This is a genomic window from Pseudoruegeria sp. SK021, assembly GCF_002119405.1.
GTDB lineage: Bacteria > Pseudomonadota > Alphaproteobacteria > Rhodobacterales > Rhodobacteraceae > Meridianimarinicoccus.
Genome location: NZ_MTBG01000004.1, coordinates 73,013 through 98,790, shown reverse-complemented (window position 1 = coordinate 98,790; position 25,778 = coordinate 73,013). Strand labels below are relative to the sequence as shown.

The window sequence follows — 25,778 nt, the reverse complement described above, 5'->3', positions numbered from 1 at the left end:
GCTTAAGCGCCGCTCTTCACGTTAATCCGTCGATATATTGGCGGCGGTCCTATCGCGGGCCAAGGTCCGTTCCCGCATCCAGATATAGATGCCTGAACCGACGATGATCAGCGCACCGACCACGGTCCACATCGTTGGCGGCGTGCCAAAGATCAGCAGACCGGCCAGCGTTGCATAGACCAGTTGCACATATACCACCGGTGACAGGATCGAGGCATCGGCAAAGCGATGCGCGATATTGGCCACGGAATGGCCAACGATGCCAAACAGGCCAATCACCGTCATCACGACATAGCCGGTCAAGGTGTCGGGCCATTCCCAGTGCAGAATGACAAACGGAAACAGGGCGAGGGTCGCAATGCCGCTGGTCCATAATTGGCTGGTATCGTTGCTTTCGATCCCGGCCAACATACGGGTCAGCAGGAAATACAGCGCTGCACAGCACAACGCGCCGAGGGAGAAGATCATGGCGGGGTGAAATTCGGCCCCCCAAGGCTGTACTGCCACGATGACGCCGACAAACCCGATCCCCACGGCAGACAGCCGCCGTGGCCCGACTTTTTCGCCCAACATCGGCACGGATAGCAGCGACACCACCAAAGGCACGGCGAACATGATGGTCGTCGTCAAGGTGATCGGCAGATAGGTCAGCGCCACGAAATTCAGCAGGGTGCTGAACAGCAGAAACAGCCCGCGCAGAAATTGCAGGACTGGCCGGTTCGAATGGAAGGCCCGCAAGCCTTCGTTCGGCAAGAACACCACCAAAGAGATCAGAAAGTGCCCCGCATAACGGGCGAAGGCCACTTGCAGCGCGGGCAAGCCTGCCAATATCAACCACTTGGCCGATGTGTCGATGGCGGTGAAGCACAGGGCTGCACCGACCATCATCAGCACACCAAGGGTTAGGCGATCTTCGCGCGGACGTGCGCTGCGCATCAGTGACGCCGCAGGCCAGACAGAGGTCGAGTGGTCATGCGTCCGAGAACTTCCGCGACAGGAAATCAACCATTTCCGGCACCATGTGATCGCCGAAATCCTGATCGACAGCCTCGGCGAGGGTGGCGCTGGCGCTGCCCGCCATCCGGGACATCACGCCCAATTCCTCGGCCATCTGGCGGTAATAGCCCACATCTTTGTTGGCGTTGCGCACCGAGAAGGCCAAGTCAATCTGACCGTCCGTGGCATAGTTCTTGACGAAATCCATCATGCCGGACCGTAGCGGGCCAGCGGACATCACGTCATAGAGCCCTTGACGCGGCAGACCCGCCTTGTCGGCCATAGCGAAGGCCTCGGACATGGCGCAGGCTGTGGTCATGGCGAAGAAGTTGTTGATCAGCTTCAGCTTGTGACCAGAGCCAAGCGGACCGACGTGAAAGATATTCTCGCCCAGATCATCCAGGACCGGCTTGATCCGCTCATAGGCTTCCGGCGCGCCGCCGCACATGATGTTCAGCTTGCCGTCTTTGGCGTGGGACGGCGTGCGGCCCAGCGGAGCGTCCAGGAAAAACCCTTGTTTCTTAGCGACTTCTTCGCCGATCTTAAGGCTTGACGCGGGCAGCGAGGTGCCAAAGTCGATCACGATTGTGTCTGGCTTCAGGCCATCCAAAACGCCGTCTTTGCCATAGATGCGGGATTCGACGCTGGCCGTGGTGTCGACACAGATCATCACAATGTCCGACACAGCGGCCAGTGCGGCTGCGGTCTGGGCTTCGCCCGCGCCCCGCGCCACGGCGGCATCTACGGCCGTGCGCGACCGGTTGCCAAGGACGGTCAGGGAATAGCCCTTGTCCTGAAGTCGCCCGACCATAGCCGCGCCCATCAGGCCGAGGCCAATGAAGCCAATGGTAGGTTTCGTCATAGGTGTACCTCAAAAATTACTCGTGTGCGGTGGGCACGGGCCAAAGCCTATCTAGCCTCGGCCCATAGGTCTTGGCCAGTGTCACATTACGGCGCCGATCTGCCAAGGGACGAATTCGTAGTCGCCCAGACCTTGGGCTTCGGATTTTGTCTGCTCGCCCGAGGCCACCCGCAGCAGCGTCTGATAGATCTCGCGCCCGACCTCTTCGACGGTGGCACCGTCGGTCAGGATGCGGCCCGCGTTGATGTCCATGTCGTCGGTCATCCGCGTATACATGTCCGTGTTGGTCGCGATCTTCAGCGACGGCGCAGGCTTTGCGCCGAAGGCCGAACCGCGACCGGTGGTGAAGGCGATCAGGTTGCACCCCGAAGCGATCTGACCGGTCACAGAGGCCGGATCGTAGCCGGGGCTGTCCATGAACACGAAGCCGGGGGTGGTGACCGGTTCGGCATATTTGTAGACACCGGTCAACGGCGTGGTGCCGCCTTTGGCTGCGGCCCCGAGCGACTTTTCCAAGATGGTGGTCAGCCCGCCTTTTTTGTTGCCGGGGCTTGGGTTGTTGTCCATCGAGCCTTTGTTGCGCTTGGTGTAATCTTCCCACCATCGGATCAGCGCGACCAGTTTTTCCCCCACTTCCGGCGACACGGCGCGGCGGGTCAGCAGATGTTCGGCACCATAGATTTCCGGGGTTTCAGCCAAAACCCCGGTGCCGCCTTGAGCCACCAGAAGATCGCAGGCATAGCCAAGCGCCGGATTGGCGGTGATCCCGGACATGGCGTCCGAGCCGCCGCATTGCAGGCCGACCATCAGGGCCGAGGCCGGACAGGTGCTGCGGGTTGTGGCGTTGACGAGGGGCAGCATGGCCTCGATCTTTTTGATGCCAAGGGCAACGGTCTTGGCCAGACCGCCCACATCCTGAATGTTCATGGATTGAAACAGCGGCCCCGGGGTCAGGCCATAGGCCTCGACCAGCCAGTCGATCTGGTTCACCTCGCAGCCAAGACCGGCCATCAACACGCCGCCGACATTGGGATTACGGGCATAGCCCCACATGGTGCGTTGCAGCGCCGCGAACCCGTCGCCATCATCGGCCATGCCGCAGCCGGTGCCGTGAACGAAGGCAGTGACCCCGTCCACATTGGGATAGTCGGCCAACCGTTCGGCGGTGAAATGCGCCGCGATCATCCGCGCCGCGGTGGCCGAGCAGTTGACGCTGGTCAGAACCGCGATGGTATTCCGGGTGCCGATGCGGCCATCCGCCCGGCGGTAGCCTTGGAACGTGTCTTGGGTCGCAGGCACCGCGGCAGGTCTAAGATTTGTTGAAAAATCATAGGATTGCGTGACGTTCCTAAACTCAAGATTATGCGAATGCACATGCTCACCCGCGGCGATGTCGGCGGCGGCATAGCCGATCACCTGCGCATATTTGACCACCGGTGCGCCTTTGGCGATGGCCTCTGCCGCCATCTTATGGCCGCGGGGGATCAGGGCCAGCGCTCCGCCGTCACCGACCTCCAAAGGGCGGATGGCTGTGACGACATTGTCATCCGGGGACAGGCGAAGCGTAGTCATGGGCATTCTCGGTTCTAAGTTTAGGACAGGTTACAGGAAGACAGCGATCAGTGGCGGCCAAATCAGCAGAAGCGACAGGGCCAAAAGCTGAATGCCGATGAAGGGCAGGAAGCCTTTGAAGATGTCTGTCAGAGAGATATGCGCCGGGGCCACGGATTTCAAATAGAAGGCGGCGGGCCCGAATGGCGGTGATAGGAAGCTGACTTGCATGTTCATACAGAACACCACGCCGAACCAAATCGCCACATGCGATTTTTCCAACGTACCGAACAGGCCTAGTTCTTCCACCGGCAGGCGCAGCACGATCGGCAGGAACACCGGCATGATCAACAGGACGATGCCGACCCAATCCATCAGCGCGCCCATGAACAGGAAGATCAGCATCATGATCAGGATGATGCCCATGGTCGGCAATTCAGCCCCGATGATCAGGTTGGCGATATAGGTTGGACCGCCAGCAATGGTATAGGCTCCGGCCAGCGCGGTGGCGCCAATGGTGACCCAGATGATCGTGCCGGTGGATTTCAGGGTCCGTTTCAGGCTGTCCCACATCAGGGTGACGGACATTTCCCCGCGCATCAGGGCGATCACAGCCACCGCGATCACGCCCATGCCGGCCGCTTCGGTGATGCCGGTAATGCCGCCATAGATTGAGCCAAGCACAACGCCGATCACGACCATGGGGGCCACGAGGCCTTTCCCCATGCTCCAGGCTTTTGCGGTACGGGCCCGTCCGAAGAGGAACAACAGCGCCGCGATCATCACCGCCAAGGCGATGCCGAAGGTCATCGCGTCGTCGGGGGTGCCAAGGGCGATGCGGTCGACGCCGACGGCCTCGGCGTTTTGGCCGGTGACGGTGAAGAACAGCGCCCGCAGGAACAGGGCTGCACAGAAGCCGCTGGCGATGACGGTCATGAAGGCGGCAAACAGGATGCCTTTCTGACCACCGCGCGGTTCGCCCGGGATCGGCTCGGGCAGTGGCGCGAGTGAGGGGTTCAGCTGGGTCCGCACCACGATATAGATGATGAAGAAGCTGGCGAGGATGAAGCCGGGCAGGAAGCTGGCGGTGAACAGGGCCTTGATCGAGGTTTCGGTGATCAGGCCATAGATGATCAGCACGATGGAGGGCGGGATCATGGTGCCAAGCGAGCCTGAGGCGCAGATCGTCCCGATGGCGAGGTTTTGGTTATAGCCAAGCCGCAACATCTGGGGCAGGGCGATCAGCCCCAGCAGGACCACCTCGCCGCCGATGATCCCAGACATGGCCGCCATGATCACGGCCATGATCGAGGTGACGATGGCGATGCCGCCACGGGTGCCGCTGAGCCAGATGTTCAGCGAGTTGTACATCTCTTTGGCGATGCCCGATCGTTCGAGTAAATTAGCCATGAAGATAAATAACGGGATTGAGATCAACACGTAGTCGGTCATCAGGCCATAGACCCGCTGCGCGAGGATGTTGAGGGGGCCGGTGCCGAAATTGCCGAACAGGAAGTCCGGGCCGAATTTCATGAACAACACGCCAACCGCGAGGGCGGCGGAAGCGAAGGCAAGGGGCATCCCGATGGCGAGCAGCAACAGCATGCCCAGCAAAAGAACGAGAGAGATTGTTCCGGTATCGAACATGGGTCTACTTTTCCCCCCCGACAGAGTGGATGATGTCGTCGATTTCATCTTCATCGACAACGGCGTGAACGACAGCTTCCTTGGACCAGTCCGCAATCAGATTGGCGATCGCCTGAAGCGCGACGATCAGCATTCCGATCAGGATCATTGGTTTCATGGTTGCCGGGATGGGTGGGTCGAAGGCGGTGCCGAAGGTCTCCCAGCGCAGGAATTTGGCCAGCGCTTCGTTGTAGCCGCCCCAGATCAGACAGATGGCGAAGATGGCGATCAACAGGGTGGAAACCGTGTCACAGACCCGTTGCAGCGACCGGGGCAGGACATCATAGAGCAGGTAAATGCGGATATGGTTGCGTTGCTGCATGGCATAGAGGCCCGACAGCAGAAAGATGAACCCGGCCAGCCAGAGCGACAGCTCGTTCGCCCAGAGCGTCGGCTCTTCGAAGACATAGCGCAACATCACCTCGTAGAACATGATCGACACCAGAATGACGATCAGCACCATGGTGACCCGGCCCAGAAACAGGCTGATCCGGTCGACCAGATTGACAGCCTCCAGTTCGCCGGATGTGGCATGGGCGGTCTTGACCCCGAAAAACAGCGCGATCAGCACACCGGCCAAGACCAGATAGTCGATGGGTCCGGCGGCGGTGTATTGCGAGGTAAGATTATCGTTGGCCAGTCCCGCGACGATGATCAGCCTTGGAAAGTACCAGACTGTGTAGCCGAGACACAGAATGAAGGCCAATGGCCAGAGAATACCATCGGGTCTGCTGGAGCTTTGCATGACAGAAGCCTCGTCCGAGCTGAGGAAAGGGGCCGGCACCCGGTCTGGATGCCGGCCCACGACGTGCTGGTGATCAATTAGAGATCAGGCCAAGCTTGTTGAGGAAGGCCACGTGGCTGTCCACCAAGGCCCGGGCTTCGGGTGTTTTGTCAGCCCAAACCTGCCAGGAATCCTGTGCGGCCTTGCGGAAGATGGCGCGGTCTTCGGCCGACCATTCGTACAGGGTGACGCCCTGTTCGCGCAGCATGGCGGCGGCTTCGTTATTGGCAACCTCAAAGGTCAAAGCGGTCTGGAAGGCCAGCTTTTGCATCGCCACATCGATGATGCGCTGAATGTCTTCCGGCAGGCCGTCCCAGACGTTCTTGTTGATGGTCAGGTGGTCGGACGGCATCGAGTGGAAGCCGGGATAGGTCGCCGCGGTGGCGATGTCATACAGACCCAGACCCACATTGTTGGCCAGACCCGAGGCATCGGCCCCGTCGATAATGCCGGTTTCCAGCGCCGTAAAGATTTCGGTGAAATCCATCACGATCGGCTTGGCGCCCAGATTTGCAAAAATCTCGGTCTCAAGACCGGGGGGCGAGCGGAACTTCCAATCTTTCAGGTCTTCCGGGCCTGCAAGCGGCTTGGTCGAGGCCAGTGATTCCTGACCGTAGATCCACCAACCGATCAGCTCCATGCCGTATTGATTGTACAGCTCGTTCGCGACTTCTTTGCCGCCATTATAGAGCCAAGCATATTGCTGCCACGGCGTGTCATAGCCGCCCATGATGTCGCCGACGAACTGAAAGGCCGGATTTTTGCCAGTCTGATAGGCGCCGCCATGCATTTCGCCGTCCAAAATGCCCGAGGCGGCGGCATCAAAGCCTTCGACCGATTTCACAACCGAGGACGACCAGAACATTTCGATCTTCACGCGGTCTTGCGACATTACCTGAACGTCGTCGATGAATTGCTGGGCCAATTTGCCCGAGGTGGTTTCCGGTGCATAATGGGATTGCAAGCGCAGGGTGAATTCCTGCGCCAGTGCCGCAGACCCCAAAAATGCGGTTGTCGCCAAGGCGGCCACCGACGTCATCACGCGAGTGAGTTGCATTTATTTCCTCCCTATCGACGCCGAAACGTCGTTTTATCATGGCGCGGTTCGCGCTGTTTTTAGAGCAGCTTCCTCCCGCTCGTGTTGGGACGCTAACCAACTCTGTATCGACAAGCAAACAGTTTTGGTATACCAAATCCCGAAACTTCAAAGGCACAGAAACTTTAGAGGCGCACCGGCGCGCATGGCCCATGATCTTGACACTGGTCTGACCTCCACTGACCCGCCGGCGGGTACGTTGGCGCGGAAGATTGCGAACGACCTGCGCCGCAACATCCTGCTAGGGGTTTTGGAACCGGGTTCCGCTGTCAAGGAACGGGACAATGCCGAAGAGATGGGGGTTAGCCGCACCCCGATGCGGGAAGCGATCCGCATTCTTGCCCAAGAGGGGCTGATCATTCTGCGGCCATCGCGCAGCCCGATCATCGCCAATCCGTCGCTTCAGGAAACCTCGGACGATCTGGAGGTGATCATCGCGCTGGAAGTGCTGTCGGGCGAATTGGCGTGTCGCAATGCCTCGGACGCGGATCTGGCGGCGCTGGTGGCGATCAACAAGCGCTTGGTTGCGGCCTATGATCAGGCGGACCCGTTGGTTCTGTTCGAGATCGACATGGATTTTCACCGGGCCATTGCCCTTGCAGCCCATAATCCTGCGCTGGCGCGGACCCACGCGGCCTATCTGGGCCGGTTGTGGCGCACTCGGTTTCTGAACGGTCGACGGCGGCGCAATCGCCAGCGGGTGATCTTGCAACATGGCGCCATTCTGGATGGGTTGCTGGCCCGGCACCCCGAGGCGACAGGCACCGCCATTCGGGTCCACCTTGAAAATCTGATGCCAAAGACCCGAGAGTTCTATTCCCTCCGAGACGATATGGCGGCGGTCAAACAGCCCGCCGCCCTGGCCCGTCCGGTTACAGACAGGTCTTGATCCGCGCGATGGCGGTCTGGATGTTCTCTAGGCTGTTGGCATAGGAAAACCGCAGATAGCCTTCACCATAGGCACCAAAGCTGGTGCCCGCGACGGTGGCAACCCCGACCTCATTCAAGAAGCGGTCTTGCGCCTCACGCGAGGTCATGCCGGTGCCTTCGATATTCGGAAACGCATAGAAGGCCCCCGCCGCATCCGCACAGCGCACCCCCGGCAGGTCATTCAGGGCAGAGACGATGGCGCTGCGGCGGATGTCAAACTCGGCGACCATGGCGCGGGCTTCGTCTTGCGGCCCGGTCAAGGCGGCCAGACCAGCATATTGCGCCGCCGCGTTGACGCAGGAGTGGTCGTTGATACACAGACGGGTGACATGCGCCACCATCGCATCAGGCCAAACCGCATAGCCAAGGCGCCAGCCGGTCATGGCATAGGTCTTGGACCAGCCATCCAGCAGGATCAGGCGATCGCGGATTTCGGGGTATTGCAACAGGCTGGTATGGACCCGATCCCCATAGAGCATCTGGCTATAAATCTCGTCCGACATTAGCACGACGTCGGGATGATCCATCAGCCCCGCCACCAGCTTGTCGATTTCAGCCTTGGGGGTGACGCCGCCGGTCGGGTTGGCCGGGCTGTTGATGATGATCAGGCGGGTGGCCGGGGTGATCTGAGCCAGCACCTCATCCGCATTAAAGGCAAAGCCGCGATCCTCGGACAGCCGGATCGGCACCGGGGTCGCGCCGCTGTAGCGAATGACCGATTCATAGATCGGAAAGCCCGGATTGGGATACATGATCTCGGCACCGGGCTCGCCCAGCATCAGGATCGCGAAGAACATGGTGGGTTTGCCGCCCGGCACCACCACCACATTGTCGGGATTGACGGCCGCACCGTGGCGCCGTTCCAAATCGGCGGCAACGGCTTCGCGCAGAACCGGCAGGCCGTTGGCAGGGGTATAGCCGTGATGGCCGTCGCGCAGCGCTTTGATCCCGGCCTCGACAATATGCTCAGGGGTGCGGAAATCCGGCTGGCCAATCCCGAGATTGATGATGTCGCGGCCTGAGGCGGCCAGCTTCTGCGCCCGGGCCAGAACCTCGAAGGCGGATTCTGTTCCCAGACGGTCAAGGTTTTGTGCCAGTCGCACCATGGTCTTTTGCCCTCCCGGCAATATCTGTTCCTGTGCCTGTCATGGCGGTGCAGAGGCGGCAAGGTCAAGGCGACAATCGGCGCGGCACCGCGTGGAGCGCGGCTGGTCCGGCGTCAGAGCCAGCCTTTCCACTTGAAAAATCGGTACGTTCCAAGCGCCGAGATCAGCATGGTCAACAGCATCACCGGGTAGCCCCATTCTGATTGCAGCTCCGGCATGTTGACGAAATTCATCCCATAGATCGACGATAGCAACGTCGGCGGCATGAACAGCGTCGCCACGACCGAGAGGATCCGTGCGGTGCTGTTCTGTGCAAGATTGATCATCCCGAGGGTGGTGTCAGTGGATAAACCGATCCGCTGGGACAGGAAATCGGCATGGACCCCCAGCGCCTCAATATCGCGCAATTGGGCGGCCACCAGCTTGGGCAGGGATTTGCCCTCGGCCTTCACATGGGGCAACTGGCTGAAATGGCTGAGGGCGCGTTCCATGGTCAGCAGGCCAAGGCGGACGTTGTTCAAGCGTTCGCCCTGCCGTCCGATATCGGTCAGGCAGGCGCGCAGATCATCCGGGCGCTGGGTGACATCCAGATCGAAAGTGTGATGACCGACATCATCAAGGGTCTTGCCGATGCCTTCCATCAAATCGGCGAGGCGGCCAATGATTTCTTCGGTTAATCCCAGCAATACCCGGCCGGATGTGGTGCATCCCGCCGCCGACCGCCCCGAATGCTGCGCGAAGGTGTCAAACGGTGTCGGGGAATGATGGCGCACCGTCACAAGGGTCTGGGCGGTCAGAATCAGCGTCACCGGGCCAGAGGTCGGCTTTTTGTCATGGGACATGCCGGGCAGCATCACGGTCATGTAGATGGCATTGTCGTCATGATAGAGCCGATTGGACAGTTCGATCTCTTCCATCTCTTGCCGGGAGGGCACATCGACCCCCAAGGCATCGACGCGCGCAACCTGTTGCGGCAGGGGCGACAGAAGATCAATCCAGATCGCGTCCGCAAGCGGTGCCTCCGGCGGTTGAACCTCTAGGTGACCGTCCACAGTGAGATAGGAATAGAGCATAATGTTCGGCCCCCGGGAAACAACTAGACTTGCGGCTGTCTATACCGCTTGCATCTGGGGTCCACCCCTCGTTCTACGAGGGGCGCGTCACGCCGGACCAGCCAGCACCGCGCGATGCAGATGACGGAACCGGCCCTCGGCATCCTCGCCAAGGATCGTCAGGTCGCCAACCCGGAACGGCACGTCAAGGACCGGGGCAAAATGGTGATGAATCTGCGGCACCAGCGCGGCGCGTTTTGCGGCATCGCATGACCCGGTTAGGGTAAGGTGGAAGCGGAATTCCTCCATCACATAGGGATAGCCCCATTGGATCAGCAATTGATCCTGCGCCGGGGTCAGGGTCGCGTTGGCGCGGCGGCGGGCCAGATCCGCCGCGGTGGCCGGGGCGCGGAACGGGTCCAGCGCGGCCACCGTCGCCGCAGCAAGCGCGTCCAGCGCCGCGGTATCGCCGCTCGGGACCAACGCCAGAAACTGGCCGATCTCGCGCGGCACCAGCGGGCCAAGGGTCAGTGCCGACTGGCTGGCGCAAAACGCATCCGTGGCGCGGATCAGATCGGCAAGGTCAAACCCCGGCGCCAGCCGAAACGGCGGTTTCATCGTGCCATGCAGTCCGTAACGGCGCGGCTGCGCGGTGATCTGGTCCAATGCGCCGGGCATTTCGGGATGCGGGCAGGTCTGGGCCGTTGCCGCATCCCAGCCCAGCCATTGCGCCCCCAAATCGGCAAAAATCCCCGGTGGAGGCGTGACATAGATTGCATATCGGCTGAACATGTTGGAAGTCTCCGGCGACAGACACAAAGCTTTGGAACAAGGTACGCCTGACATGACACAGGATCTGCTTCTCGCCAATGCGACGCTGGTTCTTGGCGATGAAACCTTGCGCGGCCAAGTGCTGGTCCGGGACGGGGCAATTCACGACATCACCACCGGGACGACGGTGCCGCGCGGCGCGGTAGATTGCGACGGCGACTTTCTGGCGCCGGGGCTGATTGAGTTGCATACCGACAATCTGGAACGCCATATCGCGCCGCGTCCGGGTGTGGACTGGCCGCATCAGGCCGCGATTGTCGCCCATGATGCCGAATTGGCCAGCACCGGCATCACCACCGTCTTCGATGCGATCCGGGTCGGATCGGTCCTGTCGAACCCGTCGGCCGGCTATGGCAAATATGCCCGGGGCATTGCCGATGAGATTTTGGCGATCCGCGAGACCGGCATCTTAAAAATCCGCCATCATTTGCATCTGCGGGCCGAGATTTGCTCGGAAACCCTGATTGAGGAACTGGATGAGTTCGGCCCAAGCGACCGGGTCGGGATCGTCAGTTTGATGGATCATACACCGGGCCAGCGCCAATACCGGGATGTGTCGAAGTTCGCCGCCTATGTCCTTGGCAAGAATGGCATGACCCAAGCCAAATTTGAAGAGTACGTGCGCTATCTGGAAGGGTTGCAGCAGCGGCTGGGGGCGCGCCATGAAGCGGCTGCCGTGGCGGCTGCATCCCGGTTTGGCGCCACGTTGGCCAGTCATGACGACACGACGGCGGCGCAGGTTGCAACATCAAAGGTCCACGGGGTCAGGGTGGCAGAATTCCCAACCACGCAAGAGGCGGCCGAGGCGTGCCGCGCGGCGGGCATTGCCGTCATCATGGGCGGTCCCAACCTTGTTCGGGGCGGATCGCATTCTGGCAATATCGCGGCCAAGTCGTTGGCCGAGCAGGGGTTGGTGGATATTCTGTCGTCAGATTATGTCCCCGCGTCGTTGCTGATGGGCGGGGTGATCCTTGGTGCCATTTGGGGCAACATGGCGCGGGGGATCGCCACGGTCACCGCAACCCCGGCAGACCGGGTCGGGCTGACCGATCGCGGACGTCTGGCCCCGGGGCTGCGGGCGGATCTGATCCGCTTTCGGACCAGCGGAACCACCCCGGCCTTGCGCGGCGTGTGGTGCGACGGACGTCAGGTGGCCTGACGATCAATACAGCAAGAGTGGCGCCCGGTTCTGGGCCCCACTCTTGCGCCGGATCAGCCCCGCCGCGGCACTGATCCGGGTGACCTACGGACCCGGGCGCAAGGCGCGGGTCCAGACACTGCGGCAGCCGGACGTCCGCCGCACCCTCAGATGGATCAGGTGTTGCCTTGGGCCGGGACGGCGTCGATGGAGAAGTCGCGCACGATCACCGAGTCCTCGACCGCTTTGAGATCGATGTTGGCCTCGAAATACTTTCCGGCCTCAATGTTGCCGATGGCGGCCTCGAGGTTTTGCACGGTGCTGTCATAGGGCAGCAGCGCCGCCGAAACCTGCAGATCGATGGAGGCCACGCGCAGGACCTCAATGGCTTCATCTGCCGCTTCGGTCTGGAACAGTTCCGCTGCCTTTTGCAGGGCCACCTGATCGTCAGGCGTTGGCACGAAGGTTTCCGACAGGGCCATATTCAGATCGAACGGCAGGTAGAAGCCGGTGTTATCCGCAGCCTGAAAGTCGCGCATCATTTTATCAGCGGCATCTGCTTTGGCGGCCTCAAGGGCGGTCTTCGCAGCGCTCAGGTCAGTCTTGGCGGTGTCCAGTTCATTGTTAAACAGGGCCAGACGGGCAGAATGGATGCTGGAGATAGCAACAAGCGCCTCTTCGGCGGTTTTCAACATTCCGGTCTGGGTCGAATAGGTGCTGGCCGCAGCTTGGGTCGTGGCCGGCTCGGCGGCAAACAGGGCCATGGGCGCAGCGGCGGACGAGGCGATCAGGGTTGCAAAGGCCACGCGGCGCAGGGTCGAAATCGGCTTCATGGGTCAGCTCCTTGGGTCTGGTAAATCACAATCAACCATTTGAGGGGCCAGCCTGACGCATGCCTGTCGGTCGGATTACATATTTGTTAGCCGCAAAATGGGGCCCGCTTTTCGGGTGCCTGCGGGGCGGAACACCACGTCGACGCCCAGCTTGCAGAACTGTAATGTTCCAGAGGATACTCTGTAATCTGCATGGCGTTGGACTGGCCCATCGGGTTCGGACCGACATAGACCGAGGACACATGAAGCTTTTAGTGGTGGAAGACGACGAGACAACCGGATCCTACATCGCGCGGGGCTTGCGTGAAGAAGGACAGACCGTTGATCTGGTCACAAGTGGACGGGACGCGCTGATCCAAGCGACGTCGACAACCTATGACGTGATGGTTGTGGACCGGATGCTGCCGGAGATTGACGGGATCACCTTGGTGAAGACCCTGCGCGGCGCGGGCAACAAGACACCGGTGCTGTTCCTGACCTCGCTCGGCAGTGTCGAGGACCGCATTCTGGGCTTAAATTCGGGTGGCGACGATTATCTGGTCAAGCCATTTGCGTTCGGGGAACTGTCGGCCCGGGTGGCCGCACTGGCCCGGCGCCCGCAGGCGTTGGAGCAAGAGACGATCCTCAGCGCCGGTGATCTGTCCATGGATCTGATCGCCCGCGAGGTGACACGGGCAGGGCAGAAGATCGATCTGCTGCCCCGGGAATTTGCCTTGCTGGAACATCTGCTGCGCCGCAAAGGCCGGGTGCAGACCCGCACCATGCTGCTGGAAGCGATCTGGGACATCAGCTTTGATCCGATGACCAATGTGGTGGAAACCCATATCAGCCGCTTGCGGGCCAAGATCGACAAGCCGTTCGACACGGAACTGATCCGCACCATCCGGGGGGCGGGATACCGCATTGATGCGTGAGTGATCGGTTGATGGCGTTGCTGCGCTCCATGCCATTCCGCCTTGCGATGGGGTTGGTGGCGCTGTTTTCGGTGGTCAGTCTGATCAGTCTGGCGGCCAGTTATGTGGTCACCCAGCGGTCGTTTGATCAGGCGATGCGCGCCGATCTGATGCAGGACATGGCCGGGTTTCGCGCCGCCCCGACGGCGGCCGCCCTTGCCGCGCTGGTCGAAGCCGAAGCCCGCGAAACCGACCCCGCCCGCATGGTGCTGAGTTATAGTGCGCCGGGCCTTGGGCATTTTGGCAATGCCATGATTGCCCGCGATGATGACGGGTATCGTATTGTCTCGGTCACCCAAGGCAATGCCGAGATCGATGGCCGGTTCTTGTCGCTAACCGCGTCGCTATGGGGCGGACAGTTGACGGTGGCGCGCAGCCGCGGCGAAATTGATGCGCTGCGCGATGTGTTTCTCAATATTTTGGCACTCAGCTTGGTCCCCACCATCCTGATCGCGCTGTCGGGGGGGCTGTATCTGGCGCGGCGCAGTGCACGGCAGGTTCGGATCATCGGCAAGACGCTGGACCAGTTGACCAGCGGCAATCTTGCGGCCCGGGTCGGGCCCACCCGGGGCTGGTCGGATGATCTGGCGCGGATCGGCGAGAAGCTGGACCAGATGGCCGAGGCGCAGGAAACCTCGGTTGCGGCGATCCGGCAAGTGTCGTCGGATATTGCCCATGATCTGAAAACCCCGATCCAGCGGGTGGCGGTGCATCTGGATGATCTGTTGCGGCAAGACGATTTGCCGGACCGAGCCGTCGTGCTTCTTGAAAAGGCGACCGACCAGTTGGACGGGGTCGTGTCCGTGTTCCATTCGCTGTTGCAGATCGCCCAGATTGAGACCGGATCGCCGCGCAATCAGTTTCGCGCCGTCGATCTGGTGGAATTAGCCCGAACCTTTTGCGAGATCTATGAGCCCTCGGCCAGCGACAAGGGCCAGCATCTGGTGTTCATAGCGCCCGACGCCCCGTCATTGCGGGTTTGGGGTGATCGCAATCTACTAGGACAGGTGCTGGCCAATCTGATCGAAAACGCCCTGCGCCATACCGATGCCGGGGCGCGGATTGAGGTCGGCTTGCGCCACCACGGCCAGAGCATTTGCCTTTGGGTGGCCGATGACGGCCCGGGCATCCCCGCGGTTGAACGGGACCGGGTTCTGCGGCGGCTCTATCGTTTGGATCGCAGTCGCACCACGCCGGGCAATGGCTTGGGGCTGAGCCTTGTGGCCAGTATCGCGGCCCTGCACCAGACCAAAGCGGTACTGCTGGACAACGGGCCAGGCCTGCGGGTCGAGATCACCTTCGCAGAGGTTCAGCCGGACCCTGCCAGTGTCCCAACCGCGTCCGCGCCGATTTCCGCAAAAATTGAAGATTTGTAACCTTGATCGCAGGTCTGGGTAAACTCACCCTATGTAAACCCCATGATGCTGCCATTCCATCCTGACGAGGCCGTTCTGATGCTAGAAAATAAGCCCGCCGCTTTTGCGGCCCATGCCATTGCCGACAGCCTGCGGGCCCAGATCAACGACGCGATCGTGGGGCAACCCGGCTTTGTGGACCGCCTGTTGCTGGCGCTGTTTGCCGACGGCCATATTCTGGTCGAGGGCGCGCCGGGTCTGGCCAAGACCAAGGCGATTGTGACCCTGTCGCAGGCCATCGAATGTGACGAAAAGCGGATCCAGTTCACCCCGGATCTGTTGCCGGGCGATTTGACTGGCACCGAGGTCTACCGTCCCGAACATGGCACCTTCTCATTTCAGCCCGGCCCGTTGTTTCATCACCTGATCCTCGCGGATGAAATCAACCGCGCCCCGGCGAAAGTGCAATCAGCGCTTCTGGAGGCGATGGCCGAGCGTCAGATCACCGTTGGCGGCACAACCTATCCGCTGCCAGAGCTGTTCATGGTGATGGCAACCCAAAACCCGATCGAACAAGAGGGGACCTATCCGCTGCCCGAAGCGCAGCTTGACCGGTTCTTGCTGCATGTCAAAATCGGCTATCCCGATATGGCCGCCGAACGCGAGATTCTGGCGATTGTGCGCGGCGAAGCCCTTGGCCAGCCGAAAGTGGCGCATAACCCGGTCACGCCCGAGATGATTTTTGCAGCACGGCGCGAAGCATTGAATGTTCATGTCTCGGAAGCCTTGGAAAGCTACATGCTGCATTTGATTTTCGCCACCCGCGCCCCGGCGCAATATGGCGAGGATCTGGCCGAGATGATTGCCTTTGGGGCCAGCCCGCGTGGCACCATCGCGCTGGATCGCTGTACCCGGGTCCATGCCTGGATGCGGGGGGCGACCTTTGCCACGCCGATGGATGTGCAGGCGGTCGTGCATGACGTTCTGCGGCACCGGTTGATCCTGACCTTCGAGGCCGAAGCCGACGGCATCACCAAGGACAGCTTGATCACCGAATTGCTGCAACGCGTGCCGGTCAGCTGATCCAATCCATCCGAGAAAGACCCCAGATGACGCACGCTTCCGACTTCTTGCCCGGGATCGAACTGAGCCCGTCCGCCTTGATCCGTCTGCGGCCCGACCGCGCGGTTACCGGCTTTGCCCCCGGTGGCCGGGTGCGCACGCATTTGTGGGGCGCGAACCGGTCGGTGTTTTTCGGGCGCGGGATGGAATATGCCGAAAGCCGGACCTATCAACCGGGTGACGATCTAAAGACCATCGACTGGCGGCTGACGGCGCGGTCAACCGATGTGCATACCAAGATGTTCCATGAAGAGCGGGAACGCCCGGTCTTTATCCTGCTCGACCTGCGCACCATGATGCGGTTCGGCACCCGCAAGCGGTTCAAGTCCTGTTTGGCCGGAGAACTGGCCGCGCTGCTGGCTTGGGTTGGCCATGATGGCGGCGACCGGGTGGGCGGCTTTGTTCTGACCGCCTCCGGCGTGACCGAGTTCCCGGCGGCGCGGACCCGCACCGCGCTGCTGACCTTTCTGCATGCGATCAGCGATGCCAGCCGGATGCCCGGTCCCGAAGACGCGCCGACGACGGACGAACCGGCGCTACATCTGGCCCTGCGCAAGATGCGCCATGTCTGCCGCCCCGGCACACTGGCCTTTGTCATCAGTGACTTTTCGGACCGCGAGGCCCAGATGCAGACCGAAATTCAACGGTTGGCGCGGCGGGCGCATGTGACCTTGCTGTTTGTCAGCGATCCAATGGAAACCCGGTTGCCGGACAAGGGCGGGCGCCTGAGCGACGGCAGCCGCCTTTTGGCTGTGGACCGGATCGGGAAAGCGGGTCGGATGGGCCACACCGCTGCGTTTCAAGCCCGGCGCGAGATGCTCGAGACGCTGACCCGCAAACGCGGTCTGGCCTTTGTGCCGGTGTCGACCTTGGATGAGCCGACCTCCATCCTGCGCCCCCGTGGCACGGCAAGACCGGGCCACAGTCAGGCACGAGGCGCGGCATGACCCCGGACATGATCGCAGAACTGGACAAGCTTCGCGACATCCGGCTGCCCGATCCGGTGGGGTGGTGGCCGCTTGCCATCGGCTGGTGGGTTGTGTTGGCTCTAGGTGTCTTGGCAATGGGCGGGCTGATCTATGCCTATTGGCAGTATCGCCGCAGTCTTCGCCGGCTTGCGCTGATTGAATTGGCCGACCTAAAACGCCGACTGGCCGCTGGCGCACCGGCCCATGGCATTGCCATCGATCTGGCCGTGCTGCTGCGCCGCGTCGGGCTTCATACCACCCGCAGGTCCGCCGTCCCCGGATTGACCAGTGAAGCTTGGGCCCGCGAATTGACCCGCGGCGAGGCCGGGTTGCCGGAAGAGGTCGCAGAATTTCTGGCGCAGGCCCCTTATGCCCCCGAAACCGCGGACCGCACCCCGGCAGACGCCGCGCTTTTGAACACGGCGCTATCCGACAGCGCCCGCTGGATCCGAAGGAACAGCCGATGACCTTTCTTTGGCCTTGGGCCTTTGCCGCGCTACTTCTGCCACTGCTGGTGCGCTTTGGCACGAAACCGCTGGCACCGACCCCGGACGGGGCGCTTCGGGTGCCGTTTTTCGCGCAGCTTTCCGGCGATCGCCAGCGTTTGGCAACGCGCAGCGCCGCAAGTTGGCTGCGGCTGGCGACCGCCACAGTTATCTGGGTGCTGCTGGTCGCGGCCCTTGCCCGGCCAGCGCTGGTCGGCCCACAAGTGGCGCTGCCTGCCGAAGGCCGTGATATCATGATTGCGATCGACCTGTCCGGCAGTATGGGGCGCGAGGATTTTGCCTCGAATGGTCGGATCGCCAATCGTCTGGATGTGGTGAAAGAGGCCGCCGACGACTTTATCTCGCGCCGCGTCGGTGACCGCATCGGTCTGATCCTGTTCAGCGACCGCGCCTATGTTCAGGCGCCGCTCACCCCGGACCGCGACGTGGTGCGCGATCTGCTGGATGACGCTCAGGTCGGTTTGACCGGCACCGAAACCGCCATTGGGGACGCGATTGCCATTGCGATCAAGCGTCTCAAGGATCGGCCCTCTGAGGACCGGGTGCTGATCCTGTTGACCGATGGCGCAAACAATGCGGGCGTGATGCAGCCGCTTGAAGCGGCGACCTTGGCCAGCAATCTGGGGGTGCGAATTTATACCATCGGGGTCGGGGCCGAGCACATGCAGGTCAATGGCCGCTTTGGCCGCCAAATCGTCAACCCGTCACAGGGCTTGGATGAAGAGACGCTGACCGGGATCGCCGAGCAGACCGGGGGGCAGTATTTCCGCGCCACGGATGTTCGCGGACTGGCCAGCATTTATCGCCAGATCGATCAGATCGAACCGGTGGCCGACCTGCCGCAATTCACCCGGCCAGCGGTGTCGCTGTTTCACTGGCCATTGGGACTGGCGCTTGGTTTGACCGCGCTGATGGCGGTTGCACAACTGGGCCTCGTCCGGTTGGCCCGCAAACCGGAGACCATCTCATGATCATGGGGTCTTTTCACTTCTTGCGGCCGGAATGGCTGTTGGCGTTGATCCCTGCGGCGGTGCTGATCGCGGCCGCGTTCCGGCGCACCCAGCAGAGCGGCCGCTCGGAATGGGCCGGATTGGTCGACGCCCATCTGCTGTCGTCTCTGGCGATTTCGGGGCAGGGCGCACAGCGCGCGCGGTGGATGAGCCGGGCCTTTGCGGTCGGTCTGCTATCTGCGGTTCTGGGCATGGCCGGACCAACATGGCTGAAGGTGCCGACCCCCACCTGGCAAGGCGGCACACCCTCTGTGATCGTGCTCAGTTTGGCGCAATCGATGAACGGCACCGATTTGGTGCCCAGCCGCCTGAGCCGCGCCGGTCACAAGCTGCGCGACATCTTGGACCGCAGCCATGGCGACGATACTGGATTGGTCATTTATTCCGACCGGCCCTTCGTCGCGGCGCCGCTGACCGATGACAGCGCGGTGATCCATCAGATGCTGCCAGAGCTATCGACCAGCTTGATGCCCGTGCTGGGCAATCGTCTTGATCTGGCGATCGACGAGGCCACCGCGCTGTTGCAGCGTGCCGGGGCGCCGTCGGGCCGGATCGTGGTGCTGGCTGACGATGCCGGACAAGACGAGGGCGCCAGTCTTGCTGCCGTCCGCCGGGCGCGCGCGGCGGGATATTCCGTCAATGTGTTGGGCGTGGGAACAGAGGCCGGTGCGCGGCTGCAAACCGCCGAAGGTCGGGCGATTCAGACCGAGACCGGGCAGGACGTCCGGGTCGAGTTGGACACCGACGCCTTGGTCGCGCTGGCTGAGGCCGGTGGCGGCACCTATGCTCCGATCTCGGCCACAGATCGCGATCTGGACACCGTCTTTCCAGATCTTGGCGACCGCATGAACACCGCCGGGGACCGGTCCGATCGGACCAGTGACACGTGGCTTGATCTTGGGTTCTTGGGGCTGCTTATTCCGGTGCTGCTTGCGCCGCTGGCGTTTCGGCGCGGGCTGCTGATGGTGCTGTTAGCGGGCGGCCTGTGGGCCGGGTTGCAGCCCACAGGGGCGCAGGCCGGGATCTGGGCCGATTTTTGGCAGACCCGCGATCAACAGGCCCAACAGGCCTTCGACCACGGAGACTTCGACGCGGCGGTGGACCTGTTTACATCCCCAGAGCGGGCGGGCGGTGCCTATTATCGGGCCGGTCAATTTGGCCCGGCAGCCGAAGCCTTTGCCGCAGAGAGCTATAATCAGGCCACGGCCCTTGCCAAATCGGGGGCCTTGGAAGACGCGCTGGCAGCCTATGACGCTTATCTTGCTGCGGCGCCCGACGATGCCGATGCCCAGTTCAATCGCGACATCGTGGCGGCGCTGTTGGAGCAACAGCAGCAGCAACAAGACCAGCAGCAATCGGACCAAGACGATCCATCGCAGCAAAACGACGGCAAACAGGATCCGCAGCAGGGTCAGGATGGCCAACCCAGTGACGAAAACAGCGGCGGCGGCGAGCCATCAGAAGGTCAGCCTCAGGACGCGGACGGGCAACCGGCATCCGAACAAGACGACAACGACGATGGCGACCAACAAGACCCCGACGCCGAGCCAGATCAAGACGGCGCCGAGTCCGAGCCTGCTGATCCGCCCGGCCAACCCGAAGAGACAGACACCGACGAGGCCGGGGACGAGCAACCGATGGAAGACACCTTTTCAGACCAGATGGACGCGCAGCTTGACGTCGGCGACCCCGCAAATCCCGCCGAAGCATCGCAAGGGAACACGTCCGGCGCGGCTGTTCTTGATCAGGCCGCAGAACAACAGTTGCGCCGGGTGCCGGACGATCCGAGCGGATTGCTGCGCGCCCGTATCCGGGACCACTACTCCCGCCTGCGCGGGACACGCCAGTGAGGAGCGTACAAATGACCCGATGGATGCCAGCGTCTGGCCTGATCGGCCTTGTCTTCGCGGTCGCCTTGGCGGCGCCCGGTCTGGTCGGGGCTGCCGGTCTCGACGCCAGCGTCACGACGCAGCAGGTTGCAGACGGCGACACCCTTCAGTTGATGCTGGGCGGTGATGCGGCTGAATTGACCGCCGCACCTGATCTGGCACCCTTGCGTGCGGACTTCGAGGTGGTGGCGACCGGGCAATCCCGGCAGACCCGGATCGTCAATGGCGACCGCTCAGAGCGCTTGGTCTGGCTGATCACCCTGCGGCCCAAATCGCGCGGCACCCTGACCATCCCGGAACTCTATGCCGGGTCCGCCAGCAGTGCTGCTATTGAGATCGACGTGCGCGATCCTGCCGACATGCCGGAAAGCGTTGTAGCTGGAGCGCCCGAGATCTCGGTCACGGCTGCACCGGGGAACTACTATGTCCAGCAGGAAATTCCGATCACCTTGCGGGTCACCAGCAAGACCAGCTTGCAGAGCGCCGAAATTGTCGTGCCGGACAGCCGTGACTTCCTGCTCAGTCCCAACGGCCCAGATCGGATCGAGCATGGCAGCGAAAATGGCGCGCCCATTGTTACTGTGGAGCGTGACTACCTGTTGCGGGCGCAAACCAGCGGCACCTTGACCCTGCCGCCCATCCGTTTGAATGCGGTTATTGACGATCCGGCTGGGCGCGGGCGGTTCACGGGCGGCCCGTTCCAAGCGATGCCGGGCGGTTCCCCGTTTGCAAATTCGCCGTTTGCCGGGATGATGGCCGACCCGCTTGCCGCAATCATGGGGCGCGGCACCGAGGTGACGGTCCGCTCGGAGCCATTGACGCTGAAGATCAAAGCCGATCCCTCGACAGAGCCGGGCTGGTTTCTGCCGGCCAAAGCCGTCCAGATCAGCGCGCAGTGGGAGCCGCAATCGCCGACCTTCACGGCAGGCGAAGCCGTCACACGGGTCATTCAGGTTCTTGCCATCGGGGCCACCGGTGTGCAGCTTCCTGATCTGGACATCGGTGCCGTCGACGGGGTGCGCATCTATCTGGACGACAGCGATGCCCGGACTGTCCGCGCTGGCGACAGCAATGCCGCAATTCGAGAGTTCCGCTATTCCGTCGTCCCGACCCAAGGCGGCAGCGTTACCCTGCCAGAAATTCGGTTGAATTGGTTCAATACGGACACGGAAACCCAACAAACCGCAGTACTGCCCGCCCAACGCATTGAAGTTCTTGGTCCCGCTGCACCACTTGCGCCGACGCCCGAGATGACGGCGGTGGAACCCACCACGGTTGAGACGCTTCCGCCAGCCATGTCACTGCTGCACAAGCGGCTGATTGCCGCCGGGGTCCTTGCGGCGGCAATCGGGGCACTGTTTGGGATCAAGGCGTTGCGGGCACGGCAGGCACCGTCAAGTGACCGCCGCCCAAGCAATCCAGAGCGCCGCGCCCAAGCCTTGCGCCAAGCCGACATGGCCGCGAGATCGGGCAACGTGCAGGCGCTTTATGCGGCGGCACAAGCTTGGCTGATGGCCGAAGGCACCACAGCAACCGGACAGAGCAACGATTTGCAAGCTCGGTATCCCGACCTTGCCAAATCTTGGGCCGTGCTTGAACGCAATGCCTTTGCCGATGACGCGGCCCCAACCGCAGGCTGGAGCCCGGACACCTTCGTGACCTGTCTGCGCCGGGCCGACAAACAGGCCGCCAAGATCGTGCGAGGCCGGAAACGTTCGGGCCCAAAACTGGGACCGCTTTATCGCACGGACAGCACAACCATGGCAGGTTAAACCAGACCCGGGCGACGGCTTGGGACCAGCATAAAAGCGCAGTTATTTGTCATAATATCGATTAGTCATGTCTTTGGCGCGATCAGAATCGACATCGGCGCGATGCCTTGATCGCGGCCTCTGTCCCGACTACCCTATCTTGACCAGAGAAAGCAGCGCAGCGGTGGCGGCCAGTGACGCGGGATCGTTCGCGGAGGTCTGAGATGCTGATGGGTGTGAGTGCGGACGACTATATAAAATCGCGCGACAACGCCAACATGCTGGTCAGGGGCGTAACGCCTGACGGCGGGCTGCGGACGGCGCAATGTCCGGAGGTTCCGAGAACCGACGCGCCTTCAGAAATAGACGCGGGTGGAGTTTCGCTGAAAGGTCGTTCGGTCGCGGGGCAACAAGCCATAGACGATGCTTGTGCGGCCTTGGACTGGTTGTTGGCGCAAGGTTGCCGCCAGATCGAATTCAAGTATTGCTCGACCTTCGATTCGACGCGTGCTGGCAATTTCGGAACACTAGTATGTTTCGATAAAACATTTGCCCTGATGGAAGGACGGCCATGACCGGAGAAACAGACCTCACCAAATTGTTGCGTACCATGTCCGCCGACTTGGTGGGCGGTCTCTTTGTTTTTGCGACCGTAGCGGACGGGATCGTTCCTGCGGGTCTGGACCCTGTGATGACCTGCCGAGAGGCCGAGGGAACCACGGTCATTGTCCCGAAAGACACCGCAGAGGCGCAGGGGATGACCTGGGACTTTCCTTGCCGGATGATCACCTTGCAGGTGCATTCCTCGCTTGCCGCCGTTGGATTTCTGGCCCGGATCACACAGGCGCTGGCGCAAGGCGGCATCGGCGTGAACCCGGTCTCAGGTTATTTCCATGACCACCTATTCGTGCCGGATGGACGTCAGGACGAGGCACTGGAAATCCTACGCGATCTCGCCCAATCGACCGGCCCAGCCTAGGAACTGCCTAAAGCGAGGCCGTGATGCCACCGTCGACATACAAGATATGACCGTTCACAAAGCTTGAGGCTGGCGCGCTCAGGAACACACACGCACCGACCAATTCATCGACATTGCCCCAACGACCCGCAGGGGTGCGTTTTTCCAGCCAAGCACTGAAGGTCGGATCGGCAACCAGCGCAGCGTTGAGTGGCGTGTCAAAATAGCCCGGCGCAATGGCATTGCACTGAAGTCCATATTTCGCCCAATCGGTCGCCATGCCTTTGGTCAGATTGCCGACCGCGCCTTTGGTGGCGGTATAGGGCGCGATCCCGGGCCGCGCGAGTGCAGTTTGCACCGATGCGATATTGATGATCTTACCCGCGCCCCGGGCAATCATGTGGCGCGACACCGCCTGCCCGACGTGAAAGACCGACGCAATGTTGGTCTGAAGCAGTTTCTCGAACGCCTCGGGTGGAAAATCCTGCAATTCGGCCCGGTGCTGCATTCCGGCATTGTTCACCAGAATATCGATGGCGCCGGAGGCCGCTTCGAAACCGTCGACGGCAGCCCGCACAGCGGCATGATCGGTGGCGTCGAACGGCAACTCATGGATCACACCGCCTTCGGATCGCAGCGTGGCAGCTGCGGTCGACAGCTTGTCGGAATCGCGGCCATTCAGGACAATCTCGGCCCCGGCCTGCATCAACCCACGGGCAAGCGCGAAGCCGATCCCTTGCGACGACCCCGTGATCAGAGCCCGCCGTCCGGTCAGATTGAACAATTCCTGAGACTCAGCCATGTTGTGTCCTCCCGTTTGCGTCGCCCGGCAATTCCGGCTTCCGGTCGTTATGTTATCGGTATCATTCGGCGTCAAGGATCATTCCTTGATCCAGCAGGCCCCCTGCTGCGCCCGATCAAGACGGTTGACGCCAACGAACACAACGCCGAGATTGCCCGCGATCGAAGCCGGCGCCACCTGTGACCCACCATAGACCGGCAGGTCAGCGACAAGGGAGACGTTTATGTCATTTTTCCAGATTATTGACCCCATTTTTCAATCCTATGTGCTGTTCAATGCACCGGTCAAGCAACTGGCGACCGGGTTCGACTGGACCGAAGGCCCGGTTTGGTTCGGAGACGCAAATTGCCTGTTATTTTCCGACATCCCCAACAACCGGATCCTGCGCTGGACACCCGGCTCGGGGCTTAGCACCTACCGCGAGCCATCTAATTTCACCAATGGCCACACCCGCGACCGTCAGGGCCGTCTCATTTCCTGCGAGCATGGCACACGCCGGGTTACCCGGACAGAACTTGACGGCTCCATCACGGTGATCGCCGATAGTTTCCAAGGCAAGCGCCTGAATTCGCCCAATGATGTGGTGGTGAAATCCGACGGGTCGATCTGGTTTACAGACCCACATTATGGCATCGGCTCTGATTACGAAGGCCATAAATCCGAACAAGAATTGCCCTGCAACCTCTATCGTGTGGATCCCGCAACAGGGGCGATCGAGGTCAAGGTGGATGACGCGAACTGTCCCAACGGCCTTGCCTTTTCGCCGGACGAGGCCAAGCTTTACGTCGCCGATACTGGCCGGATGTTCACCGACGATCCCAAACACATGCGGGTCTTCGATTGCTCGGATGATGGCGATTTAAGTGGCGGCGCGGTGTTTCATGTGGTCGACACCGGCGCGTCGGACGGGTTCCGGGTGGATACCGACGGAAACATCTGGACCTCGGCTGGGGATGGCGTGCACTGCATCGCCCCAGACGGTCACCTGATGGGCAAAATCTTGACTCCAGAAATCGTCTCGAATGTGTGTTTCGGCGGACGGGGCAAGCACCAGCTTTTCATTACCGGCACCACCAGCCTTTACGCGGTCGCGCTGAATCGCAGAGGCGTGCAGTGGCCATAATCTTGGCCTGACATAACAAAAATGGCGGCTCGGTGATCCGGCCGCCATTCCCAAATTCATTCTTCTGACGGAAAACCGTCAGATGTCCTCAGAGGAGGGCCAGATCGCCAGCCGACTGCTTGCCGTCACGACCGGTTTCCAGCTCATAGGACACCTTTTGGTTGTCCTTGAGGCCGGTCAGACCAGCGCGCTCAACTGCGGAAATGTGTACAAACACATCGTTGCCGCCATTGTCGGGTGCGATAAAGCCGAAGCCTTTAGTAGAGTTGAACCATTTTACGGTGCCGTTGGCCATCCGTGTATCTCCGAATAATTGACACAGGCAATATGCCTGTGAACGTCTTGCAGTGCGGTCTAATTCTGAAACATTCTACCTGCACGAAGCGTCGGAAGATTCGGTGAAAGACAACTCCACTCGACGTCTATAAAGCGCCAGCACGAGATTTGCAAGCGTCTCGTGACATTGCCTTCAGCCT

25 protein-coding genes are annotated in these 25,778 nt (G+C 61.4%); 13 read left to right on the top strand and 12 right to left on the bottom strand.

What is annotated here, in order from left to right:
- Nucleotides 1-21: 21 nt before the first annotated feature.
- The 6 genes from BV911_RS04875 to BV911_RS04850 all read right to left on the bottom strand — a co-directional run bounded on the left by BV911_RS04875 (nucleotide 22) and on the right by BV911_RS04850 (nucleotide 6,936).
- Entirely contained in the window at nucleotides 22-936 is a 915-nt protein-coding gene (locus BV911_RS04875; protein WP_086052468.1) for a DMT family transporter, read from the bottom strand.
- A 34-nt stretch (nucleotides 937-970) separates the two neighbouring features.
- Nucleotides 971-1,858 (bottom strand): NAD(P)-dependent oxidoreductase, encoded by an 888-nt coding sequence (locus tag BV911_RS04870; protein ID WP_086052467.1) that lies wholly within the window; start codon nucleotides 1,856-1,858, stop codon nucleotides 971-973.
- A gap of 81 nt (nucleotides 1,859-1,939) precedes the next feature.
- Nucleotides 1,940-3,430: a UxaA family hydrolase gene (locus tag BV911_RS04865; RefSeq protein WP_086052466.1), complete on the bottom strand. Its 1,491-nt coding sequence runs from the start codon at nucleotides 3,428-3,430 to the stop codon at nucleotides 1,940-1,942.
- 30 nt (nucleotides 3,431-3,460) lie between these two features.
- Nucleotides 3,461-5,056, bottom strand: a complete 1,596-nt coding sequence (locus tag BV911_RS04860; RefSeq protein ID WP_086052465.1) for a TRAP transporter large permease subunit — start codon at nucleotides 5,054-5,056, stop codon at nucleotides 3,461-3,463.
- A gap of 4 nt (nucleotides 5,057-5,060) precedes the next feature.
- A complete protein-coding gene (locus BV911_RS04855; RefSeq protein ID WP_086052464.1) occupies nucleotides 5,061-5,840 on the bottom strand; it encodes a TRAP transporter small permease subunit in 780 nt (259 codons plus the stop codon).
- 73 nt (nucleotides 5,841-5,913) lie between these two features.
- A complete protein-coding gene (locus tag BV911_RS04850; RefSeq protein WP_086052463.1) occupies nucleotides 5,914-6,936 on the bottom strand; it encodes a TRAP transporter substrate-binding protein in 1,023 nt (340 codons plus the stop codon).
- A 184-nt stretch (nucleotides 6,937-7,120) separates the two neighbouring features.
- On the opposite strand from BV911_RS04850, the gene BV911_RS04845 reads away from it, so the two are divergent.
- A complete protein-coding gene (locus BV911_RS04845; protein ID WP_086052462.1) occupies nucleotides 7,121-7,864 on the top strand; it encodes a GntR family transcriptional regulator in 744 nt (247 codons plus the stop codon).
- Here BV911_RS04845 and BV911_RS04840 read toward each other — a convergent pair.
- The 3 genes from BV911_RS04840 to BV911_RS04830 form a co-directional block, all read right to left on the bottom strand.
- Nucleotides 7,848-9,011, bottom strand: coding sequence for a pyridoxal phosphate-dependent aminotransferase (locus BV911_RS04840; protein ID WP_086052461.1), 1,164 nt, complete (start codon nucleotides 9,009-9,011; stop codon nucleotides 7,848-7,850). The genes BV911_RS04845 and BV911_RS04840 overlap by 17 nt on opposite strands.
- A 113-nt stretch (nucleotides 9,012-9,124) precedes the next feature.
- Nucleotides 9,125-10,084 carry a magnesium transporter CorA family protein gene (locus tag BV911_RS04835; RefSeq protein WP_086052460.1) on the bottom strand — a complete coding sequence of 320 codons (960 nt, stop codon included), beginning with the start codon at nucleotides 10,082-10,084 and terminating at the stop codon, nucleotides 9,125-9,127.
- Nucleotides 10,085-10,171: 87 nt separating this feature from the next.
- A complete protein-coding gene (locus BV911_RS04830; protein WP_086052459.1) occupies nucleotides 10,172-10,855 on the bottom strand; it encodes a DUF1045 domain-containing protein in 684 nt (227 codons plus the stop codon).
- 52 nt (nucleotides 10,856-10,907) lie between these two features.
- On the opposite strand from BV911_RS04830, the gene BV911_RS04825 reads away from it, so the two are divergent.
- A complete protein-coding gene (locus BV911_RS04825; protein WP_086052510.1) occupies nucleotides 10,908-12,053 on the top strand; it encodes an alpha-D-ribose 1-methylphosphonate 5-triphosphate diphosphatase in 1,146 nt (381 codons plus the stop codon).
- Between the two features lie 155 nt (nucleotides 12,054-12,208).
- On the opposite strand, the gene BV911_RS04820 is transcribed toward BV911_RS04825, so the two are convergent.
- Entirely contained in the window at nucleotides 12,209-12,865 is a 657-nt protein-coding gene (locus BV911_RS04820) for a YfdX family protein (RefSeq protein WP_086052458.1), read from the bottom strand.
- Nucleotides 12,866-13,107: 242 nt separating this feature from the next.
- Here BV911_RS04820 and BV911_RS04815 point away from each other — a divergent pair, with 242 nt between their 5' ends.
- From BV911_RS04815 to BV911_RS04770, 10 genes are all read left to right on the top strand, one after another.
- The gene (locus BV911_RS04815; RefSeq protein WP_086052457.1) at nucleotides 13,108-13,779 is read left to right on the top strand and encodes a response regulator transcription factor; all 672 of its coding nucleotides are present in this window, start codon (nucleotides 13,108-13,110) and stop codon (nucleotides 13,777-13,779) included.
- Nucleotides 13,776-15,194 (top strand): HAMP domain-containing sensor histidine kinase, encoded by a 1,419-nt coding sequence (locus tag BV911_RS04810; protein ID WP_086052456.1) that lies wholly within the window; start codon nucleotides 13,776-13,778, stop codon nucleotides 15,192-15,194. The genes BV911_RS04815 and BV911_RS04810 overlap by 4 nt, the downstream gene beginning before the upstream one ends.
- A 78-nt stretch (nucleotides 15,195-15,272) precedes the next feature.
- On the top strand, nucleotides 15,273-16,256 hold the full coding sequence (locus tag BV911_RS04805) for a MoxR family ATPase (protein WP_086052509.1): 984 nt from the start codon (nucleotides 15,273-15,275) through the stop codon (nucleotides 16,254-16,256).
- Between the two features lie 26 nt (nucleotides 16,257-16,282).
- Entirely contained in the window at nucleotides 16,283-17,242 is a 960-nt protein-coding gene (locus BV911_RS04800) for a DUF58 domain-containing protein (RefSeq protein ID WP_086052455.1), read from the top strand.
- Entirely contained in the window at nucleotides 17,239-17,730 is a 492-nt protein-coding gene (locus BV911_RS04795; RefSeq protein ID WP_086052454.1) for a DUF4381 domain-containing protein, read from the top strand. The genes BV911_RS04800 and BV911_RS04795 overlap by 4 nt, the downstream gene beginning before the upstream one ends.
- Nucleotides 17,727-18,740 (top strand): VWA domain-containing protein, encoded by a 1,014-nt coding sequence (locus BV911_RS04790; RefSeq protein ID WP_086052453.1) that lies wholly within the window; start codon nucleotides 17,727-17,729, stop codon nucleotides 18,738-18,740. The genes BV911_RS04795 and BV911_RS04790 overlap by 4 nt, the downstream gene beginning before the upstream one ends.
- Nucleotides 18,737-20,629, top strand: coding sequence for a VWA domain-containing protein (locus tag BV911_RS04785; protein WP_086052452.1), 1,893 nt, complete (start codon nucleotides 18,737-18,739; stop codon nucleotides 20,627-20,629). The genes BV911_RS04790 and BV911_RS04785 overlap by 4 nt, the downstream gene beginning before the upstream one ends.
- Nucleotides 20,630-20,640: 11 nt before the next feature.
- Complete coding sequence (locus tag BV911_RS04780) at nucleotides 20,641-22,440, top strand: BatD family protein (protein ID WP_086052451.1); 1,800 nt, start codon at nucleotides 20,641-20,643, stop codon at nucleotides 22,438-22,440.
- Between the two features lie 203 nt (nucleotides 22,441-22,643).
- On the top strand, nucleotides 22,644-22,994 hold the full coding sequence (locus BV911_RS04775) for a four-carbon acid sugar kinase family protein (RefSeq protein ID WP_086052450.1): 351 nt from the start codon (nucleotides 22,644-22,646) through the stop codon (nucleotides 22,992-22,994).
- Nucleotides 22,991-23,398, top strand: coding sequence for an ACT domain-containing protein (locus tag BV911_RS04770; RefSeq protein ID WP_086052449.1), 408 nt, complete (start codon nucleotides 22,991-22,993; stop codon nucleotides 23,396-23,398). Before BV911_RS04775 ends, BV911_RS04770 begins: the two co-directional genes overlap by 4 nt.
- 7 nt (nucleotides 23,399-23,405) lie before the next feature.
- Here the strand turns inward: BV911_RS04770 and BV911_RS04765 are convergent, their stop codons facing one another.
- The gene (locus BV911_RS04765; protein ID WP_086052448.1) at nucleotides 23,406-24,179 is read right to left on the bottom strand and encodes an SDR family oxidoreductase; all 774 of its coding nucleotides are present in this window, start codon (nucleotides 24,177-24,179) and stop codon (nucleotides 23,406-23,408) included.
- A 223-nt stretch (nucleotides 24,180-24,402) separates the two neighbouring features.
- Between BV911_RS04765 and BV911_RS04760 the strand changes: the two genes are divergently transcribed.
- A complete protein-coding gene (locus tag BV911_RS04760; protein WP_086052447.1) occupies nucleotides 24,403-25,302 on the top strand; it encodes an SMP-30/gluconolactonase/LRE family protein in 900 nt (299 codons plus the stop codon).
- An 88-nt stretch (nucleotides 25,303-25,390) separates the two neighbouring features.
- On the opposite strand, the gene BV911_RS04755 is transcribed toward BV911_RS04760, so the two are convergent.
- On the bottom strand, nucleotides 25,391-25,597 hold the full coding sequence (locus BV911_RS04755) for a cold-shock protein (RefSeq protein WP_086052446.1): 207 nt from the start codon (nucleotides 25,595-25,597) through the stop codon (nucleotides 25,391-25,393).
- Between the last annotated feature and the right edge of the window lie 181 nt (nucleotides 25,598-25,778).